This window comes from Ruegeria sp. YKSF070 (genome assembly GCF_059612725.1).
In genome coordinates, this window is sequence record NZ_JBXWRD010000013.1 from 20642 (window position 1) to 38790 (window position 18149).

At 65.5% G+C, this 18149-nt stretch carries 18 protein-coding genes; 8 read left to right on the forward strand and 10 right to left on the reverse strand.

The window, feature by feature from the left end; genetic code table 11:
- Window positions 1-133: 133 nt before the first annotated feature.
- On the reverse strand, window positions 134-2344 hold the full coding sequence (locus AC2FL1_RS09315) for a primosomal protein N' (protein WP_496876724.1): 2211 nt from the start codon (window positions 2342-2344) through the stop codon (window positions 134-136).
- 118 nt (window positions 2345-2462) lie between these two features.
- On the opposite strand from AC2FL1_RS09315, the gene fsa reads away from it, so the two are divergent.
- The 4 genes from fsa (at window position 2463) to AC2FL1_RS09335 (ending at window position 5733) form a co-directional block, all read left to right on the forward strand.
- Window positions 2463-3116, forward strand: a complete 654-nt coding sequence (fsa, locus tag AC2FL1_RS09320; RefSeq protein ID WP_234139771.1) for a fructose-6-phosphate aldolase — start codon at window positions 2463-2465, stop codon at window positions 3114-3116.
- 215 nt (window positions 3117-3331) lie between these two features.
- Entirely contained in the window at window positions 3332-4039 is a 708-nt protein-coding gene (locus AC2FL1_RS09325) for a DUF484 family protein (protein WP_496876725.1), read from the forward strand.
- Window positions 4036-4956, forward strand: coding sequence for a tyrosine recombinase XerC (locus AC2FL1_RS09330; RefSeq protein WP_496825611.1), 921 nt, complete (start codon window positions 4036-4038; stop codon window positions 4954-4956). Before AC2FL1_RS09325 ends, AC2FL1_RS09330 begins: the two co-directional genes overlap by 4 nt.
- A gap of 69 nt (window positions 4957-5025) precedes the next feature.
- Complete coding sequence (locus AC2FL1_RS09335; protein WP_234139774.1) at window positions 5026-5733, forward strand: CDP-alcohol phosphatidyltransferase family protein; 708 nt, start codon at window positions 5026-5028, stop codon at window positions 5731-5733.
- On the opposite strand, the gene AC2FL1_RS09340 is transcribed toward AC2FL1_RS09335, so the two are convergent.
- The 4 genes from AC2FL1_RS09340 to ileS form a co-directional block, all read right to left on the reverse strand.
- Entirely contained in the window at window positions 5699-6322 is a 624-nt protein-coding gene (locus AC2FL1_RS09340) for a class I SAM-dependent methyltransferase (protein WP_496876726.1), read from the reverse strand. The genes AC2FL1_RS09335 and AC2FL1_RS09340 overlap by 35 nt on opposite strands.
- Entirely contained in the window at window positions 6319-6777 is a 459-nt protein-coding gene (locus tag AC2FL1_RS09345) for a hypothetical protein (RefSeq protein WP_496825615.1), read from the reverse strand. Before AC2FL1_RS09345 ends, AC2FL1_RS09340 begins: the two co-directional genes overlap by 4 nt.
- A 67-nt stretch (window positions 6778-6844) precedes the next feature.
- Entirely contained in the window at window positions 6845-7297 is a 453-nt protein-coding gene (locus AC2FL1_RS09350; protein WP_234142988.1) for a methylated-DNA--[protein]-cysteine S-methyltransferase, read from the reverse strand.
- A 136-nt stretch (window positions 7298-7433) separates the two neighbouring features.
- A complete protein-coding gene (ileS, locus tag AC2FL1_RS09355; protein ID WP_496876727.1) occupies window positions 7434-10346 on the reverse strand; it encodes an isoleucine--tRNA ligase in 2913 nt (970 codons plus the stop codon).
- Between the two features lie 288 nt (window positions 10347-10634).
- Between ileS and AC2FL1_RS09360 the strand changes: the two genes are divergently transcribed.
- Entirely contained in the window at window positions 10635-11159 is a 525-nt protein-coding gene (locus tag AC2FL1_RS09360; RefSeq protein WP_496825619.1) for a hypothetical protein, read from the forward strand.
- Window positions 11160-11176: 17 nt separating this feature from the next.
- Here the strand turns inward: AC2FL1_RS09360 and AC2FL1_RS09365 are convergent, their stop codons facing one another.
- Window positions 11177-11887: a VIT1/CCC1 transporter family protein gene (locus AC2FL1_RS09365; RefSeq protein WP_496825621.1), complete on the reverse strand. Its 711-nt coding sequence runs from the start codon at window positions 11885-11887 to the stop codon at window positions 11177-11179.
- A 125-nt stretch (window positions 11888-12012) separates the two neighbouring features.
- On the opposite strand from AC2FL1_RS09365, the gene AC2FL1_RS09370 reads away from it, so the two are divergent.
- Window positions 12013-12420, forward strand: coding sequence for a group III truncated hemoglobin (locus tag AC2FL1_RS09370; protein ID WP_496876728.1), 408 nt, complete (start codon window positions 12013-12015; stop codon window positions 12418-12420).
- 91 nt (window positions 12421-12511) lie between these two features.
- Here the strand turns inward: AC2FL1_RS09370 and AC2FL1_RS09375 are convergent, their stop codons facing one another.
- Genes AC2FL1_RS09375 through AC2FL1_RS09385 form a run of 3 tightly spaced genes read right to left on the reverse strand, consistent with a single transcriptional unit; the run spans window position 12512 to window position 15359 of the window.
- Entirely contained in the window at window positions 12512-13510 is a 999-nt protein-coding gene (locus tag AC2FL1_RS09375; protein ID WP_496876729.1) for a YcjF family protein, read from the reverse strand.
- Entirely contained in the window at window positions 13507-13947 is a 441-nt protein-coding gene (locus AC2FL1_RS09380; RefSeq protein ID WP_496825627.1) for a GNAT family N-acetyltransferase, read from the reverse strand. Before AC2FL1_RS09380 ends, AC2FL1_RS09375 begins: the two co-directional genes overlap by 4 nt.
- Window positions 13944-15359, reverse strand: coding sequence for a YcjX family GTP-binding protein (locus tag AC2FL1_RS09385; RefSeq protein WP_496876730.1), 1416 nt, complete (start codon window positions 15357-15359; stop codon window positions 13944-13946). The genes AC2FL1_RS09380 and AC2FL1_RS09385 overlap by 4 nt, the downstream gene beginning before the upstream one ends.
- A 232-nt stretch (window positions 15360-15591) precedes the next feature.
- On the opposite strand from AC2FL1_RS09385, the gene truA reads away from it, so the two are divergent.
- The gene (gene truA / locus AC2FL1_RS09390) at window positions 15592-16383 is read left to right on the forward strand and encodes a tRNA pseudouridine(38-40) synthase TruA (RefSeq protein WP_496825631.1); all 792 of its coding nucleotides are present in this window, start codon (window positions 15592-15594) and stop codon (window positions 16381-16383) included.
- On the opposite strand, the gene AC2FL1_RS09395 is transcribed toward truA, so the two are convergent.
- The gene (locus tag AC2FL1_RS09395; protein ID WP_496825633.1) at window positions 16335-17045 is read right to left on the reverse strand and encodes a DUF2161 domain-containing phosphodiesterase; all 711 of its coding nucleotides are present in this window, start codon (window positions 17043-17045) and stop codon (window positions 16335-16337) included. The genes truA and AC2FL1_RS09395 overlap by 49 nt on opposite strands.
- A gap of 115 nt (window positions 17046-17160) precedes the next feature.
- On the opposite strand from AC2FL1_RS09395, the gene AC2FL1_RS09400 reads away from it, so the two are divergent.
- On the forward strand, window positions 17161-18144 hold the full coding sequence (locus AC2FL1_RS09400) for a TraB/GumN family protein (RefSeq protein ID WP_496825635.1): 984 nt from the start codon (window positions 17161-17163) through the stop codon (window positions 18142-18144).
- The last annotated feature ends 5 nt before the right edge of the window (window positions 18145-18149 follow it).

Consider the following 18149-nt stretch of genomic DNA (forward strand, 5'->3'; position numbering starts at 1 on the left):
GACAGGGGGCGCTGCCCCCTCGGCCTTAGGCCTCACCCCCGGAGTATTGCCGACCAGAAAGAAGCCGGACCGGGCTGCTGCTTCTTTCTGGTTCAAAATACTCCGGAGCGCGAGGCGGAGCCTCGCAAAAAACTCAAAGAAAGCTCTGCGGGTCGATATCGACGCTGAGGCGCAGGTCGCCCTTGAGGCGCAGCGGCGCGATCCAGCGGGAGATCGCTTCTTGCAGCGGTGCGCCCTTGGGCGCCTTGACCAGGAGCCGCACCCGGTGACGACCCCGGACGCGGGCGATGGGCGCGGGCGCGGGGCCGAAGACCTGCGCCCCGATCTGGCGCAGGGGCGCATCGTTGCGCGCCATGGCGGTCCCCAGATCGAAGACCGGCCCCGCCTCGGGGCCCGACAGGATGATCCCGGCCATCCGCCCATAGGGTGGCACTCCGGCGGTTTGACGCTCAGCCGCCTCGGCGCGCCAGAACCGTTCCTCGTCGCCGGCAAGAATGGCCCGTATCACAGGGTGGTCAGGCTGATAGGTCTGCAACAGCGCCTGTCCGGTCTTCTCGGCCCGCCCTGCCCGGCCCGCCACCTGCCGCATCAGCTGAAAGGTGCGCTCGGCGGCGCGCAGGTCCGAACCCTGCAGGCCCAGATCGGCATCGATCACCCCCACCAGCGTCAGCAAGGGAAAGTTGTGCCCCTTGGCCACCAGCTGGGTGCCGATGACGATATCTGCCTCACCCGCCGCGATCGCCTCGATCCGCTCCTTCAGCGCGCGGGCGGTGCCGAACATGTCCGAGCTGAGCACCGCGATGCGGGCCTCGGGAAAACTGGCGGTGGCCTCTTCGGCCAACCGCTCGATACCCGGGCCGACAGGGGCGAGCCGCCCCTCGGCGCCGCAATGGGGACAGGTTTCGGGGATCGGCTTAGTCTCGCCGCACTGGTGGCACATCAGCCGTTTCAGGAACCGGTGTTCGACCATGCGCGCGTCGCAATGGTCACAGCCGATCTGCTGGCCGCAGGCCCGGCAGAGCGTAACCGGGGCATAGCCGCGCCGGTTCAGGAAAAGCAGCGACTGTTCCCCCTTGGACAGCCGATCGCTTACCGCCCGGCGCAAGCTGGGCGAGATCCAACTGGAAGGCTGCATCGTCTCGGCCCGCATGTCGATGGCCTGCATCTGCGGCAACACCGCCAACCCATAGCGCGAGGTCAGCTCCAGCCGCTCGTATTTGCCCGCATCCGCATTGGCCCAGCTTTCCAGCGAGGGCGTGGCACTGGCCAGCACCACCCGCGCGCCGCAGATCGCCGCCCGCAGCACCGCCATGTCACGCGCATTATAGAGGACGCCATCCTCCTGCTTGTAAGATGTGTCGTGTTCCTCATCGACGATGATCAGGCCAAGATCCCGAAACGGCAAGAACAGCGCCGAGCGCGCGCCCACCACGAGCTGTGCCTCGCCCTGCCCCACCATGCGCCAGACGCGGCGGCGTTCGGTCATGGTGGCACCTGAGTGCCATTCGGCGGGCCGCGCACCGAACCGCGCCTCGACCCGGGTCAGGAACTCGGCTGTGAGCGCGATTTCCGGCAGCAGCACCAGCGCCTGTCGCCCCATGCGCAGCGCCTCGGCCACCGCCTCCAGATAGACCTCGGTCTTGCCGGCACCGGTCACCCCCTTGAGCAGCGTGGTGCCGTAGCGCCCGCTGCGCAGCCCGGCGCGCAGGCTGTCGGCGGCGCGGGCCTGATCCTCGGTCAGCGCCTTGCCGGGCAGGTCGGGATCGAGATGCGGATAGGGCAGATCGCGCGGGCTGTCCTCTTCCCGCACGGCCCCCTGTTTGACCAGCCCCTTGACCACCGACGCGGTCACCCCCGCCATTTCGGCCAGTTCCTTGAGGGTGAAGGCGAGCCCACCATAGTCGCGCAACACCTCAAGAACACGGGCGCGCGCATCGGTCATGCGGTCGGGGTCCCCCGCGCCCAGCCGATAGATCTTGCGCATAGAAGGCGGGTCACCCAGACCCGGTGCGCGGGTGGCCAGGCGTAGCATCGCGGGCATCGGGGTCAGCGTGTAGTCGGCGGTCCGGCCCAGAAAGGCGCGCATTTCCTCGCGCATTGGCGCCACGTCGAGCACCCTCAGCACCGAGCGTACCTTGGACCGGTCAAAGTCACCCCGCCCCGGCCCCCAGACCACGCCCAGCACCTTGCGCGGGCCCAGCGGTACCTCGACAAAGGCACCTGAAAAGCAGCCCCCTTCGGGCGCCTTGTAATCGAGCGTCCGGTCGAGCGGCTGCGTGGTCAGGACCGAGACCAGCGCCCCCTCTTCGAAAAACCCGCCGCTGTCCAAGCCGCCCGTGTCCAAGCTGATGGCTCCCGTCAAACCTCATGTGCCGGCACAGCCCGGCATTCGGGGTTTGCGCCGCCTGTCTCATGAGGTAAAGGCAAGCCAGACCGAGGCCAACCCATCAAAGGACTGCCCCATGAAATTCTTCGTTGATACCGCCGAGATCGACGCCATCGCCGAGTTGAACGACCTGGGCATGGTGGACGGCGTCACCACCAACCCCTCGCTGATCAAGAAATCGGGCCGCGACATCATCGAGGTCACCCGTGAGATCTGCGCCATGGTCGACGGGCCAGTGTCCGCCGAGGTGACCGCCACCGATGCCGAGACCATGATCGCCGAAGGCCGCAAGCTGGTCGAGATCGCGGGGAACATCGCGGTCAAGGTGCCGCTGACCTGGGACGGGCTGAAGGCCTGCAAGGTGCTGTCGGACGATGGTCACATGGTGAACGTGACGCTGTGCTTTTCTGCCAACCAGGCTCTTTTGGCGGCCAAGGCAGGCGCGACCTTCATCTCGCCTTTCATCGGGCGGCTCGACGATATCAACCTGGACGGGATGGACCTGATCCAGGACATCCGCACCATCTATGATAACTACGGGTTCGAAACGCAGATCCTGGCGGCCTCGATCCGCTCGGTGAACCATATCCTCGACAGCGCGCGGATCGGCGCCGACGTGATCACTGCACCGCCCGCCGTGATCAAGGCGATGGTAAACCATCCCCTGACCGATAAGGGTCTCGATGCGTTCCTGTCGGATATCAAGGCCGCCGGTATCAAGATCCTCTGAGACATAACCTTTGTGGCGTGGCCGCGCGCTGTGAAAAGTCGGGGAAAGGCCGAAGAAAATTCGACGAATTTTCTTCGGCGCCCCGTAATGTCAGCATGCTTACACGAACCGTGTCAGAGCACATCCGGTAGTAGAATTCCGCACGGATGTTGATTTTTCGGCAGAAAAATCGCAATCCCGTGTTATAAAACGTCCCAACATAAAACGAGGCGTGAATGAGCAGCAGCCCGAAACTGGACGAAACCCTGCGCGAAGCGATCATCGCCAAGCCGCAGGCGGTACTGGATGACAAGGACATCATGCATGCGCTTGTCGCCGCGAACGAGCGAGCGATGGGCGGCAATGTGGTCGATCTGCGCGGCATCGCGATGGAGCGGCTCGAGGCCCGGCTCGACCGGCTCGAGGACACGCATCGCTCGGTCATCGCGGCCGCTTACGAGAATCTTGCCGGCACCAATCAGGTGCAGCGCGCGGTCCTTAGGCTGCTCGACCCCGTGGATTTCGAAACCTTCCTGCGCGATCTCGGCGCCGAAGTGGCCGAGGTTCTGCGCGTCGATGCGATCCGGCTGGTGCTGGAAAGCAACCAGGCCGAGCGCGGGGCCTCGCTGGAACGGCTCGACGATGTACTGACCGTGGCACAGCCCGGATTTGTCGACAGTTACCTGACCGCCGGGCGCAACGCGGTGGCGCGTCAGGTCACGCTGCGCCAGCTGCAACAGGCCACGCCGCAGGTCTATGGCCGCCGCGCCGACTGGATCCGATCCGAGGCCTGCCTGAAACTCGACCTGGGGCCCGGACGCCTGCCCGGTATGCTCGCAATGGGAGCCGAGGACCCGCATCAGTTCACCCCGCAACTGGGTACCGACCTGCTTTCTTTCTTTGCCGGCGTGTTCGAACGCACGATGCGCCGCTGGCTGTCGTGAGCCTGATCTCACCCGCCTGCCGCGATGCGTTGCAGCTTTGGCTGGATACGCAACGGGCACTGGCGGGTCGGGCAGAGAATACCATCACCGCCTATCGCAGCGATGTGGTCGAGTTCATTTCCTTCATGACCCTGCATTTCGGCGCGACGCAGGGGCTGGCGCCGCTGGCCCGTATCGGGGTGCCCGATATGCGGGCCTGGATGGCGCAGATGCGCGCCGACGGGATCGGACCGCGCTCGCTGGCGCGCAAGCTTTCGGCGGTCAAGAGCTTCTATCGCTGGCTGGCCGAACGCGAGGGGTTCGAACCCACCGCCGTGCTGTCGACCCGGGCGCCAAAGTTCCAAAAGAAACTGCCCCGCCCACTGGCCGAGGATGCGGCGCGCGCGATGATCGACACGGTCGAGCTGCAATCGACCAAACCCTGGATCGCTGCCCGCGACATGGCGGTGGTGACCCTGCTCTATGGCTGCGGGCTGCGCATCTCAGAGGCGCTGTCGCTGACCGGGCACGCGGCACCACTGCCCGCCACGCTGCGCATTCGCGGCAAGGGCGGCAAGGAACGTCTGGTGCCGGTGATCCCGGCCGCTCGTGCAGCGGTCGACGCCTATCTGCGGCTCTGCCCCTGGCCGCTGGAACCCGAGGCACCGCTGTTTCGCGGTGCCCGGGGCGGCCCGCTGAACGCCCGCAGCATCCAGGCGGTGATGGCCAAGGCACGGATGCAGCTGGGCCTGCCCGCCACCGCCACCCCGCATGCGATGCGCCACAGCTTTGCCACCCACCTGCTCGAAGCCGGCGGCGACCTGCGCGCGATTCAAGAACTGCTGGGCCATGCCTCTCTGTCGACCACACAGGCCTATACCGCCGTCGACACCGCCCACTTGATGGAAGTCTACAACCGTAGCCACCCCAAGGCCTGACGCCCACGCCCCGGAACCGATTGCTGCAGACGAATTGCAACCCGAACATTTTTCCGTCATGAGGGGCGGATGACACCTCAGTTCCGTGCCCTCTTCGTCCATCTCTTTACCGCCACCGGCGCTGTCTTTGCCATGCTGGCGATGCTGGCGGCGGTAGATGCCAAATGGGACCTGATGTTCCTGTGGCTGGTTGTGGCCTTCTTTGTCGACGGGCTCGACGGGCCTATGGCCCGCCGCTATCACGTCAAGACCTATGCGCCCGAATTCGACGGGGTGCTGCTGGACCTGATCATCGACTATCTGACCTATGTGTTCATACCCGCCTTTGCCCTGTTCAAATCCGGGTTAATGGATGGTTGGACCGGCTGGTTCGCGATCATCATCATCACCTTTGCCAGCGCCATGTATTTCGCCGACACAAGGATGAAGACCAAGGACAACTCGTTCTCGGGCTTTCCGGGCTGCTGGAACATGGTTGTCCTGGTGATATTCGCGCTCGAGCCAAATTTCTGGGTCAGCCTTGTGCTGGTCACCGTGCTGGCGGTGTCGATGTTCCTGCCGCTGAAATTCGTTCATCCGGTCAGAACTCAGCGCTGGCGCGCGGTAACCCTGCCGATGGCGCTGGCCTGGACCTTTTTCGCGGGCTGGGCCGCCTGGGTCGGGTTTCACCCCGAAAGCTGGGCGCATTGGGGCCTGGTGGTGACCAGCCTCTACCTGATTTTTGCGGGGATTGCCCAGATGGTCATTCCCGAGAAAGACATAGCCAGTCCCTTCTGACCCCCGACGCCCGGTTGCCGGGCTGAATCGAGGGCACTCCCCGGATCAGGCGCCGGATCCGCATCCCCTGCGCCGTGGCACTCGCAACCAATGCGTCGGTATCGACCGGGTGGCCCGGCCTCGCTGCCGGGTTCGGCCCATGGCGCAATGACAGGATCATCCGGCCCCGCGGCGACAACTGTGCCAAAGCGGTGATCAATCCCTCTTGCTGCGCTTGCGGCGACAGGTGATGAAACACCCCGATCGTCAGGATCAGGTCAAAGCGCAGTCCCAACCCGCGAAGCCGGGTCAGGTTGGGCAATCTGTCATCGACCCAGGTGATCGGGTGGCCGCGATGACGCTGCCGCCCCGCAATGCGAAAGGCAGCCACCGGCTCGACTGCCCAGACCCGAAGTCCGCGCGCTGCCAGCCAAGCCGCATCCCGTCCACTGCCGGCCCCGAGATCCAGACAAAGACCGGGGGGTTCAGGCAGATCATCAATGACCGGAGCCAGCACGTCTGCACTGTCCAGCGCCTCGAAAGCGGTAATCAGCGCTTCGGCCTCGGCCGCATAGCCACACCGCACATGCCGGCCACGCAAGCCGCTCACATGATATCTTCGATCTCGAAGTCCTGGCCGTTATGGGCAAAGCTCTCTCCCGCCCGCAGGTCCTTCATCGCCAGATAGATCGGACTCTGGGTCGAGATGCCCATATAGGTTTTGCCATCGACCTCAAACCGGGTGGTCGAGACACAGACGACGAAGTTGCGACCGCCAAACGAGACCACCGCGCCCGGCCCAACCGTGTCGGTCAACGCAAAATCGGTGTTTTCGATCACGTCGATCTTGGCGTGATGCGCCTGCACCGGCGCATCGAATGCAGCGGCCAGATCGCGGTTCTCGCGCGCGGCCACCAGATCGTCCTTGTCATGCACCTCCCGGTCGCCCAGTTGCGCCTCCTTCAGGAAGGCTTCGTAATGCGCCTTGGCCGCAGCCAGTTCGGCTGCCTCCAGCGACATCAGCTTGTCATGCACGGCCTGTTTCTGCGCGGCGCGGTCGGTCATCTTCGTCTCCTGTCCATGTTCCAGACGATATCTGAATGGGTTGACGCCCAGCTTGCCTTGATCTGGGTCAGATGAGCAAGCCCGCAGCCCCTTCCAGTCGCAAAAGAGCCACCTTGGTCTCCACGCCACCCTCTCCGGAAAACCCGGTCAGGCCTCGGGCGCCCATCACCCGGTGACAGGGGATGATTACCGGGATCGGATTGCCGCCACAGCACTGGCCCACTGCCTGGGCCGAGGAGCCGAGATCGCGCGCGATCTCGCCATAGGTGCGGGTATAGCCATAGGGGATCGCAGCAATCGCGTCGCAAACGGCGCGTTGCAAGGCCGAGCCGCGCACCTTCAAGGGCAGCTCGAACTGCTCCAACTCGCCCCTGAAATAGGCCCTGACCTGCGCCGCCGCCCGTTCCAGCAGAGGCGTGTGGTCCGATCCGCCAAGCCCCCAGGTGGCGCGGATGATCGCACCATCCTCCTCGGTCAGGACAAAGGTGCCGGTCGGCGTATCAACGGTCAGGCTCGGCATGCCCCGACCATGGCGCCGCAGCGGATCATGCACAAGATGTCGCGCCCTGTTCCAACTTCATTTCGCCACAAATACTCCGGGGAGCGCGAGGGGCAGCGCCCCTCGCCCCGGTCGCTGCCGCCCGGCAGCGATCCCCTCAGCCCAGCGCCGCGTCACAGCGGCCGCAGACGCCCGCATGGGCGTGGCGGCCGACATCGGGCAGGATCTTCCAGCAGCGCTGGCATTTCTCACCCTCGGCGGTTTCGAACACCACGCCGACGCCTTCGACTTCGGGCAGGCGGAACGCCTCGGAAGGGGCCGGATCACCGGTCACCGTCAGGCCCGAGGTGATGCAGAGATCGTCCATGTCGAGCCCGGCGAGCAATTCGCGCAGGCCCGCATCCTCGACATGCACCACCGGGGCCGCCTCGAGGCTCGACCCGATCACCTTGTCACGGCGCTGGATTTCCAGCGCCGAGGTCACCACCCGGCGCACCCGGCGGATGCGGGCGACGCGCGTCTCCAGCTCGGCGTCGCGCCAGCTGGCGGGTGTGTCAGGGAAATCGACCAGGTGGACCGAGCTGTCCTCGCCCGGATAGCGCTCCAGCCAGACCTCTTCCATGGTGAACACCAGCACCGGTGCCAGCCAGGTGGTCAGCCGGTGGAACAGCAGATCGAGCACCGTGCGAGCCGCCCGGCGGCGCGCCGTGTCGCCGTCGCAATAAAGCACGTCTTTGCGGATATCGAAGTAGAAGGCCGACAGGTCCACGGTGGCAAAGTTGAACACCGCGCTATAGACGCCCTGGAAGTCGAAGGTCGCATAGCCCTTGCGCACCTGCTCATCCAGTTCCGCCATGCGGCTCAGCACCCAGCGTTCCAGCGGCGGCATCTCGGCCGGATCCTCGATCCGGTCGGCCTCGGTGAAATCCGAGAGCGAGCCCAGCATGAAGCGCATGGTGTTGCGCAGCCGGCGATAGCTGTCGGCCACGCCTTTCAGGATCTCGGGCCCGATGCGCTGGTCGGCGGTATAGTCGGTCTGCGCCACCCAAAGCCGCAGGATATCGGCGCCGTATTGCTTGACCACTTCGTCGGGCACGATGGTGTTGCCCAGCGACTTGGACATTTTCATGCCCTTCTCGTCGAGGGTGAACCCGTGCGTGACCACGTTACGATAGGGCGCGCGGCCCAGCGTTCCGCAGGCCTGCAACAGAGAGGAGTGGAACCAGCCGCGATGCTGGTCGGTGCCCTCCATATAGACATCGGCAATGCCGTCCGCGGTACCGTCTTCGCGGTCGCGCAGCACAAAGGCATGGGTCGAGCCGCTGTCGAACCAGACGTCGAGCACATCGAACACCTGATCCCATTCGTCACCCTTGTAATCGTTGCCGAGGAAGCGCTCCTTGGCGCCCTCGGCATACCAGCAATCGGCGCCCTCGGCCTCGAACGCGGCAAAGATGCGGGCGTTGACGGCCGGATCACGCAGCAGGAAGTCCGCATCGGTCGGCAGCGCGCCCCTGCGGGTAAAGCAGGTCAGCGGCACGCCCCAGGCGCGCTGGCGTGACAGCACCCAGTCGGGCCGCGCCTCGATCATCGAATAGAGCCGGTTGCGCCCGGTTTGCGGGGTGAACTTCACCAGCTGGTCGATCGAGGTCAGCGCGCGTTCGCGGATGGTCTTGCCATAGGTATCCTGCCCGTCATTGACGGGACGGTCGACGCTGGCGAACCATTGCGGCGTGTTGCGATAGATGATCGGCGCCTTGGACCGCCAGCTATGGGGATAGCTGTGCTTGATCTTGCCGCGCGCCAGCAGCCCGCCGACCTCGACCAGCTTGTCGATCACCGTCTTGTTGGCATCGCCCTCGCCGCCCTTGCGGGACAGGATGTACTTGCCGCCGAAAAACGGCAGGTCGGCCCGGAACGAGCCATCGTCCATCACGTTATAGGTGATGACCTGCTCCAGCATGCCCAGATCGCGGTAAAGCTCGAATTCCTCCATCCCGTGGGATGGGGCACAATGCACGAAACCGGTGCCCTCGGTATCGGTCACGAATTCGGCGGCGCGGAAATCGCGGATATCATCCCACTCGCCATTGCCGCCTTCGGCGCCATGCAACGGGTGGGTCAGGCCGCCGATCTGCGACGGGTCCACGTCGCCCACGCGGCGATACATGTCCGGGTCCAGCCGGGCGCGGCGCATCACGTCATCGGCCAGCTTGTCGGCAAGGATGAACTTGTCGCCCGCCGAGGCCCAGCACTCGTCCGGGGTGCCCGTCACCTCGTAGAGGCCGTAAGCGATCTCCTTGCCGTAGACCACCGCCTTGTTCGACGGGATGGTCCAGGGCGTAGTGGTCCAGATGACCACCTGCGCACCGTCCAGATCGCCGCTGTTCACCGCCCGGAACTTCACCCAGATTGTGAAGCTTTCCTTGTCGTGATACTCGACCTCGGCCTCGGCCAGCGCCGTTTGTTCGATGGGCGACCACATCACGGGTTTGGAACCCTGATACAAAGTGCCGTTCATCAGGAACTTCATGAACTCGTCGGCGATCACCGCCTCGGCGTGATAGTCCATGGTGACATAAGGATCGGCCCAGTTGCCGGTGATGCCCAGGCGCTTGAATTCCTCGCGCTGGATGTCGATCCAGCCCTCGGCAAAGCGGCGGCATTCCTGGCGGAACTCGACAACGTTGACGTCGTCCTTGTTCTTGCCCTTCTTGCGGTACTGTTCCTCGATCTTCCATTCGATCGGCAGGCCGTGACAGTCCCAGCCGGGCACGTAACGCGCGTCGAACCCCATCATCTGGTGGCTGCGCACGATCATGTCCTTGATCGTCTTGTTCAGCGCGTGGCCGATATGCAGGTGCCCGTTGGCGTAGGGCGGGCCGTCATGCAGGGTAAAGGGCGCGCGGCCCTGCTTTTCGCGCAGGCGGTCATAGACGCCGATGCGTTCCCAACGCTCCAGCCATTGCGGTTCGCGCGCGGGCAATCCGGCGCGCATCGGGAAATCGGTTTTCGGCAGGTTCAGCGTGTCTTTGTATTCGGGCGTTTCAGCGGTCGTGTCGGCGCACATCTCGGGCGTCCTCTGGCAATCATGTCGGTTGGGGGATATTCGGTTCGGTGCGATGGCTCAAGCACCTTTGCCCGGCGTCTCGATCTGGTCAGAGCGCCGGGGAGGTAATTCGAATAATGATGGCCGCACGGTGGGTCATGGGCGCCTTATAGGCAATTCCCGAACGGGGGGAAAGCGCCGTTATGACACAGCCGGGTTGCCTTACGCGCATTGGCGTCAAATGGGCTTGCAAACGAGTGCCTGGTTACGCATTCCAAGGGCGAACAGCAATCCACGACAAAGACCAAAATGAACAAACCCCTCCTGCCCTTTTTCGCCCTTGCGCTGACAAGCAATCTTGCAGGTTGTACCGAACCGGCCTCTCCCGGCGCGCAAGCCGCACTGACACTTTCCAACAGCGTGCAACTGAGCGCTGCCGGCAAGGCGACCGCCCCGGAAAAGATCACCCCGGTGCGGATCACCTTTCCCGACAGCCGGTCTTATTCTGCCGTTCCGCCAGCGTTTAAGCCCAAGACCTGCCAGCTTACCAGCAGCCATTTCACCGCCGAGGTGAAAATTCCAGGCGAGGTCAATCTGCCCTCTTATGGCACCAAGACACCGCCGATGCGGGTGCGCTGTACCTCGGAGCAGTTCGAATTCGACGAAACGATCAAGCCGGTGAATCTGACGCAACAGGCCTATTCGGCAGCCGCAGCGGCACATGTTTTGATAGGCTATGGTCTGGTTGGCGCCGCCGTCACCGCCAGCCAGGCAAGCCAGAGAGACAAGACACAGGATCTGTATGGCTATCCGCTGAAGATCGAACTGCAATAACGCGCCTTACCGGCGCTTCAGGCGTGAAACAGCGTTCCCACCCCATAGGCGATGGCCGCCGCGGCCCCGCCTATGGCCAGCGTCTCCAGCCCCGACCGCCACCACGGCGCCAGCGACCAGCGGCTTTTCAACGCGCCGATGGCAAAGAACACCGCCGCAGTCATCCAGGCTGAAACGGTGAACGCGCCGTCCAAGTCGAACAGGAACGGCAACAGCGGGATCATGCCCGCCAGCAGAAAGGCCGCGAATGTCGCCAGCGCCGCGCGCATCGGATGCGGGTCGACACTGCCAAGGCCGTATTCACCGTCGATCATCAGCGCGACCCAGTTGCCACGATCGGCGGTGATTGCGTCGGTGGCCTGTTCCAGAACTTCGCCCGACAGCCCCTTCTGCGCCAGGATCTCGCGCACCTCCAGCCGTTCGCCCTCGGGGTAGTGGGCGATATGGCGCTCTTCGACCACGCGCAGGCGCCGGACGTTGTCGAGATCGGCCTTGGTTCCCGAGTAGTTGCCCGCCGCCATCGAAAACCCGTCGGCCAGAACATTGGCCAACCCCAGCGCCACGATGACAAAGGGCGGCAGGCCCGCCCCTGCCACGCCCGCCACGATGGCGAAGGTGGTCACCGACCCGTCGATGCCGCCATAAACAACGTCGCGCAACACGCCGCGCCCGGGCGGGGCGCCGATCCGCTGCGAGACCTCTTTCGGGCTATGTCCATGTTCTTTCATGGCGCTAGCCTTCCCGTTTGCCCGGTGGGCTGTCCTTGTCCCAGATCAAGCGCCCGCCTGTGACAGTATGGCGCTTGCGGATCGGAATCCTATATCCGACTTTAACAGTCAGAAAAGAGACGCCAATGCCCAGCCCCCTGCCCCTGTTCCGGATCACCGCCCCCCAGATCGACCGCGTCGTGAGGGTCTTCTATGCCCGCATCCGCGCCCATGGCGAACTGGGCCCGGTCTTTGCCGCCCATGTGCGCGACTGGCCAGCGCATGAGGCGCGGATCGCCGCCTTCTGGCGCAATGCCATCCTGAAAGAGCGCTGCTACGACGGCAACCCGATGCGGGTGCATGTCGCGCGCCCCGATATACGGCCCGATCATTTCCCGCTCTGGCTTGCCCTTTTTCACGAGGTCCTGGCCCAAGAGCTTGCCGCCGACACCGCCGCCCGCTGGGGGGCGCTGGCCGACCGGATCGGCCATGGGTTGCGGATGGGGCTCACCTCGATGCGACAGAACTCGGACGAGATTCCCTCGCTTCTCTGACCCTGTCTTCATTTCGCCTAAAATACTCCGGGGGAGCCGGTAAAATTCGACGAATTTGTCGGCGGGGGCAGCGCCCCCTTACCACCCGAAGTCAGCCATTGGCCTTGCTGACAATTCCCGTCAGGGCGCGGCGCACCACGCCCCGGACCGAAGGTCGGCGCCGTGCCGAAAACGGCAGGGGCCGGCAAACCTCCATCGCTGCGACACCTACCCGCGCGGTCAGCGCGCCGTTTACCAGCCCCTCGCCGAACCGGCGCGACAGCTTACTCAGGACAGAGCCGCCCAGCACCGGCTCCAGCAGGTCGTCACCCACTGCGACAGCGCCAGTGGCCACCAGATGCGCCATAACCGCGCGGGTCAGCCGCCAGCTGCCCAGCACGCCAGAACGACCTCCATAAATCTCGGCCACACGCCGGATCATTCTGAGCGAAGAGGCCAGCGCGGCGACCACATCGGCCAGCGCCAGCGGCACCAGTGCGGTGACGGTGGCCACCCGGCGCGCGGCCGCCTCGACCTCGCGCTGCGCCTCGGCATCCAGCGGGGCCAGCAGACTGTCCTCGGCCAGCGCCAGCAGGTCATGCGCCTCGAACTGCTCGCCTGCGCGTTCGGCCAACCGTTCGCGACCCCAGCGGGTTTCTTCGCGCCCACGATAGAAGGTATCGAGCTTTCGGCACACGGCGCGCGCCTGAGCCAGGTCATTCTCGGCCAGTGCCGCATCGGCGGCGCGGCGCAGCCCGTCGACCCGGCCCAGCCGCCCGATCGCCGCGAGCTCCCGCAGCGCGATCAGCAAAGCCACCAGCACAAAACCCGCCAGCAGCGCGCTCATCGCCCAACCCAGCACCGGGACACGATCCATCAGCCCGGTAACGAAATCCCAGGCCGCGACCGAGATCACCGCCCCCAAAAGCGCAGCGGCCAGACCCCAGAACCAACGCGCCAGCCGCGAGGGGCGCCGCGCCGCCACGCGGGCGGCAGTTTGCATGGCCGCACCCTGCGGGCGATCCGCATCGGGCACCGGCGGCGCCTCGACCACCGCGGGTGGCGGCGTTTTCTCGTCCTTCAGATCGAACAGGATCGGGCCTTGGGTCATGACCGCCTCCATTCATAGCGGATATCGGGCAGGCGCTCTTCGTTGCCCGCGCCATCGGTGCGTGCGGCCTCGACAAAGCCGTGCCGCGCATAGAAACGCTGCGCTCCGGTATTGTGCTGAAAGGTCCAGAGTTCCAGCCGGTCGCTCTGGCCCATCGCATCAGCCAACAGGGCCGCGCCCAGCCCCTGTCCCTGCGCCGCTTTTGCAAGGTAGAGCGAACAGATCTCCTGCCCGTCGCGGGCGATGAATCCGACCACCTGCCCGCCGATAACAGCAACGCTTACCCAGCCACGCCCGATCATGATACCGCAGAAACCCACCGTCTCGGCCCGTTCATAGAGCTTGGGCATCCAGGGCGTGTCCTGTGCAAACCTATAGAGGATGTCTCCGGTCGCCTCGGCATCACCGGGCCGGGCCAGGCGCAGCACCGCGTTCATAGCCGGTCCCCGAACAGGAACTGCGCCGCCCGGTCAAGCCGGATATGCGGCGGCCCGTCGCCCGGCTTCAGCTGCAGCGGCGCGGGCGAAAAACTCATCGCCTGGAACCCCGCCCCCAACCAGGCCTCGGCCCCGGCGCGGGCCGGGCTCAGCAGCTGGCCCGGGTCCTCGGGCAGGGCACCGGGATAGAAGGCCGCCTGCCGTCCACCCTCCAGCAGGGTGCCACGCACGCAAGGCAGATCGCGCCCGTCATGGGCGCGCATCTCCTCGGTAGTGACGCGCAGCGAAGCAAGCGCCAGTGCGGCGGTCTCGGCTCCGGCGAACTGCGCCCGGTCGCGCGCTTCACGGGTCAGCGCCTCGATGATCGCGGTCAACTGCGGGTGCTGTTTATGATGCAGGTGATCGGCTTTGGTGGCGGCAAACAGGATTCGGTCGACCCGGCGGCCCAGCAGCAACCGGTTCAGCCAGGCATTGCGGCCGGGCCGGAAGGCGTTCAGGATATCCGCCATCGCAAGGCGCATGTCCTCAACCGCCTGTGGACCCTTGTGAATGGCGCCCAGCGCATCGACCAACACGACCTGCCGGTCGATACGAGCGAAATGATCGCGAAAGAACGGGCGCACCACCTGCGCCTTGTAGGCCTCGAACCGGCGCGCCATTTCCCGGTGCAGCGAACGGCGCGGCGCGGCGCCCGTCACCGGCAACGGCGCAAAGGTCAGCACCGGCGAACCGGCCAGATCGCCGGGCAGCAGGAAACGCCCCGGCGTGCAGTCGGAAAACCCCGCCACGCGCGCCGCCTCGAGATAGACGGTAAAGGCCCGCGCCAGTTCCTGGGCCTGCGGCTCGTCATGGCGCGTGGTGGGATCGACGGGTTCGAGCGCCGCCAGATAGGCCGCCGCCTGTAGCCGAGGGCGGATGCGCGCCAGCACCTCGGCCGACCAGTCTTCATAGCTCTTGTCCATCAGGCCGAGGTCGAGCAGCCATTCGCCGGGATAATCGACGATATCCAGATGCACCGTGCGCGGACCCTGCAATCCGCCTAGCAGACCACCGGGCCGTACCCTGAGCGACAGGCGCAGCTCGCTCACGGCGCGGGTGCTGTCGGGCCAGTGCGGCGCGGGGCCGGTCAGTGCCGCCAGATGCGCCTCGTAGTCAAAGCGCGGCACGGTGTCGTCAGGCTGGGGTTGCAGGAACGCCGCCTCGATCCGTCCCTCCTGTGCCGCGACAAGGCCGGGCATACGGCCCCGGTCGAGCAGGTTGGCCACCAGCGAGGTGATGAACACGGTCTTGCCCGATCGCGCCAGCCCGGTCACGCCCAGCCGGATCACCGGCTCGAACAGCGCTTCGCTCAGCGTATCCGAAACGCTCTCGACGCCGCGCACCACGCGGTCTGCGATGGAGGTTATGACCAAGTTCTGCCCCTGCCTGTTTCCCCGCCAAGATAAAGAGCGCGCCGCCCGGTTGCTAGGGTTGCAATGTTTTTTGCGAGGCTCCGCCTCGCACTCCGAAGTATTTCCCACCAGAAAGAAGCCCATGCGGCCCTGCTTCAGACCGCCGGAAATACTCCGGGGGAGTCGCCGCTTGCGGCGTCGGGGGCAGCGCCCCCACTGGACAGGGCGACGGGCGCACGGTACCAGCGCGGCCATGCCACGCTATGCACTGAAAGTCGAATATCTGGGCGCCCCGTTTGCCGGTTGGCAGCGGCAGAAGGACCTGCCCTCGGTGCAGGGCGCCATCGAGGCGGCGCTGGCGCGGCTGGAACCGGGGCCCCATACCATCGCTGCGGCCGGGCGCACCGATGCAGGCGTACACGGCTTGGGTCAGGTGGCCCATTGCGACATGACCCGCGACTGGGACCCGTTCCGCCTGTCGGAGGCGATGAACTATCACCTGAAACCGCAACCGGTGGCGATCACCGCCGCCGCGCGAGTCGCCGAAGACTGGCACGCCCGTTTCTCGGCCACCGAAAGGCAATACCTGTTCCGCCTGCTGATGCGGCGGGCTCCGGCGACCCATGATGCCGGGCTGGTCTGGCAGGTCGGGCACCGGCTGGACGCGCGCGCCATGCAGGCCGCCGCCGACCTGTTGCTGGGGCGGCACGATTTCACCACCTTCCGCTCGTCGATCTGCCAGGCCGCCAGCCCGGTCAAGACGCTGGACGAGCTTCGCGTCGAAGAGGTCCAGAGCTTCGCCGGCCCCGAGATCCGGTTCCACGTGCGCGCGCGCTCGTTCCTGCACAACCAGGTGCGCAGTTTCGTGGGCACGCTGGAGCGCGTGGGTGCCGGTGCCTGGGCGCCCGAGGACGTGCGCCGCGCACTGGAGGCGCGCGACCGTGCCGCCTGTGGGCCGGTCTGCCCGCCGCAGGGCCTCTACCTGGCACGGGTGGGCTATCCGGAACCGGTCTTTGCCTCAGATATGCCCGCCGCCTCCTCGTGATCCCAGCTATAGGCCCAGTGAACCAGCCCGGCGCGGCCTTCGTCGGTCAGGGCATAGACCCCCTTTTCGACCCGTTCGAACCAGCCGTAGTGATTATCGCGCATCAGCCGGGTCGCGGCGACAACACCCGTTACGCGTGCTACGTCAGCGCCGCGTGACGCCCCCCTGTCGGCCAGATGAGCCGCGCAGCGCAGCGCATCCTGACGATAGGCGGTGACGATGCCGTGGCGGGTGGCGCCGCCCGCGTTGGGGTCTCCCTGAAGCCTGTCGAACTCGCGCAGCAACCGTCCCTCGCGCGCCTTCGACTTGCGCGGGCGGTAGGGACCGGGATCGCATTGGACCTCGACCCGGCCATCGGCGCGGAGGGTGATCAGGCCCAACCCCAGCCGCCGGCACAGCGCCAGATTGTCACGCAATGCCCGCCGCGCCGTGCGCCCGATCGGGCGCGGCACTGCGACATAGACACTGTCGCTGAGCGCGAGCCGTGCCACCGCCTGATGAAACAGCGACAGCGAGAACCGCAGCTTCATCTCGACGATCACCGGCGGCTCGTCACCCCGGCGCGCGACCAGGTCGGCCGCGCCGACCTCGCCCTTGACGACATAACCCTGCCGCTCGAACATCGCCTTGAGCGGAGGGTAGAGATCCTGTTCGCGTAGCATGGTTGCACGCTAGGCACATCGCCGCGGCAATACAATCGTGCCCCTGCCCCGGGGTTGTCCCCCCGACCCGGGCGGCCTAGCTGTGGGGAAAGCCGGAAATTGCAGGAGCCTTGTCATGTTTCGCGTGTTTTTGATCTGCCTCTGCCTGTTGGTGGCAGGCGGAGCAGCGGCCCGCTGCACCGGAACCGACATGCGCGACCGGCTGACTCCCGAGGCCGAGGCGCGCCTTGCACGCGACATCAAGCAGGTTCCCTTTGCCTATGGTAATCATTGGGTCGCAACCAAGGGCAACCGTCGCATCCATGTCATCGGCACACAGCATACCGGTGACAGTCGGATGCGGGCGGCGATGCGCAACCTGACGCCGGTGATCCGGTCGGCCGATGCGGTGCTGCTCGAGGTGACACAGCAGAAGCTGGCCACGCTCGACACCGTGTTACGCAACACACCCGGCCTGCTGACCATCCCCAAGGGGCCCGGACTGAACGAGATGATGCGGGCCGAGGACTGGCGCCTGCTCAGCGTCAAGATGGCCATGCTTGGGGTCGACGAGCGGGTGCTGGCCCGGATGCAGCCCTGGTTCATCTCGATGAGCCTGTCTACCTCGGGCTGCGGCGGGCGCGGGTTGTTTGCCTATCAGGGCCTGGATGACCGCATCGAAAAGACCGCGATCCGGGCTAAGGTGCCGATCGGCTCGCTCGAGAATGTCGGCGACGGGATGCGGGCGCTGTCAGCAATCCCGATCCGCGACCAGATCCAGTTGTTGCTGCTCGATCTGAAGAGCGAGATGAACTACGATGATCAGGTCGTTACCATGGCCAATGCATATTTCGAACAGCGCCTGGCCGAGGCAATGCTGATCGAAAGTTGGACACTCTATCGCGACCTCAAGGTGTCGCGCAGCGAAGTCGCGCGTCTGCTGCGCCAGTTCGACGCTCATATCCTGGACCGGCGCAACCGGGCCTGGTTGCCGGTGATCCTGCGTGCAGACGTTCCGGTTCTGGTCGTCGCGGTGGGGGCTGCCCATCTACCGGGCAAGACCGGCATCCTGAACCTGCTGAAACGGCAGGGCTACAGCCTTAGCCGGGCCGAATTCTGATCTTT

Excerpts from the sequence above, each read along its gene's own strand:
- fsa (WP_234139771.1), top strand. The coding sequence starts at position 2,463 with ATGAAATTCTTCGTTGATACCGCCGAGATCGACGCCATCGCCGAGTTG.
- AC2FL1_RS09325 (WP_496876725.1), top strand. The coding sequence starts at position 3,332 with ATGAGCAGCAGCCCGAAACTGGACGAAACCCTGCGCGAAGCGATCATC.
- AC2FL1_RS09335 (WP_234139774.1), top strand. The coding sequence starts at position 5,026 with ATGACACCTCAGTTCCGTGCCCTCTTCGTCCATCTCTTTACCGCCACC.
- AC2FL1_RS09345 (WP_496825615.1), bottom strand. The coding sequence starts at position 6,777 with ATGACCGACCGCGCCGCGCAGAAACAGGCCGTGCATGACAAGCTGATG.
- AC2FL1_RS09350 (WP_234142988.1), bottom strand. The coding sequence starts at position 7,297 with ATGCCGAGCCTGACCGTTGATACGCCGACCGGCACCTTTGTCCTGACC.
- ileS (WP_496876727.1), bottom strand. The coding sequence starts at position 10,346 with ATGTGCGCCGACACGACCGCTGAAACGCCCGAATACAAAGACACGCTG.
- AC2FL1_RS09360 (WP_496825619.1), top strand. The coding sequence starts at position 10,635 with ATGAACAAACCCCTCCTGCCCTTTTTCGCCCTTGCGCTGACAAGCAAT.
- AC2FL1_RS09365 (WP_496825621.1), bottom strand. The coding sequence starts at position 11,887 with ATGAAAGAACATGGACATAGCCCGAAAGAGGTCTCGCAGCGGATCGGC.
- AC2FL1_RS09370 (WP_496876728.1), top strand. The coding sequence starts at position 12,013 with ATGCCCAGCCCCCTGCCCCTGTTCCGGATCACCGCCCCCCAGATCGAC.
- AC2FL1_RS09375 (WP_496876729.1), bottom strand. The coding sequence starts at position 13,510 with ATGACCCAAGGCCCGATCCTGTTCGATCTGAAGGACGAGAAAACGCCG.
- AC2FL1_RS09380 (WP_496825627.1), bottom strand. The coding sequence starts at position 13,947 with ATGAACGCGGTGCTGCGCCTGGCCCGGCCCGGTGATGCCGAGGCGACC.
- truA (WP_496825631.1), top strand. The coding sequence starts at position 15,592 with ATGCCACGCTATGCACTGAAAGTCGAATATCTGGGCGCCCCGTTTGCC.
- AC2FL1_RS09395 (WP_496825633.1), bottom strand. The coding sequence starts at position 17,045 with ATGCTACGCGAACAGGATCTCTACCCTCCGCTCAAGGCGATGTTCGAG.
- AC2FL1_RS09400 (WP_496825635.1), top strand. The coding sequence starts at position 17,161 with ATGTTTCGCGTGTTTTTGATCTGCCTCTGCCTGTTGGTGGCAGGCGGA.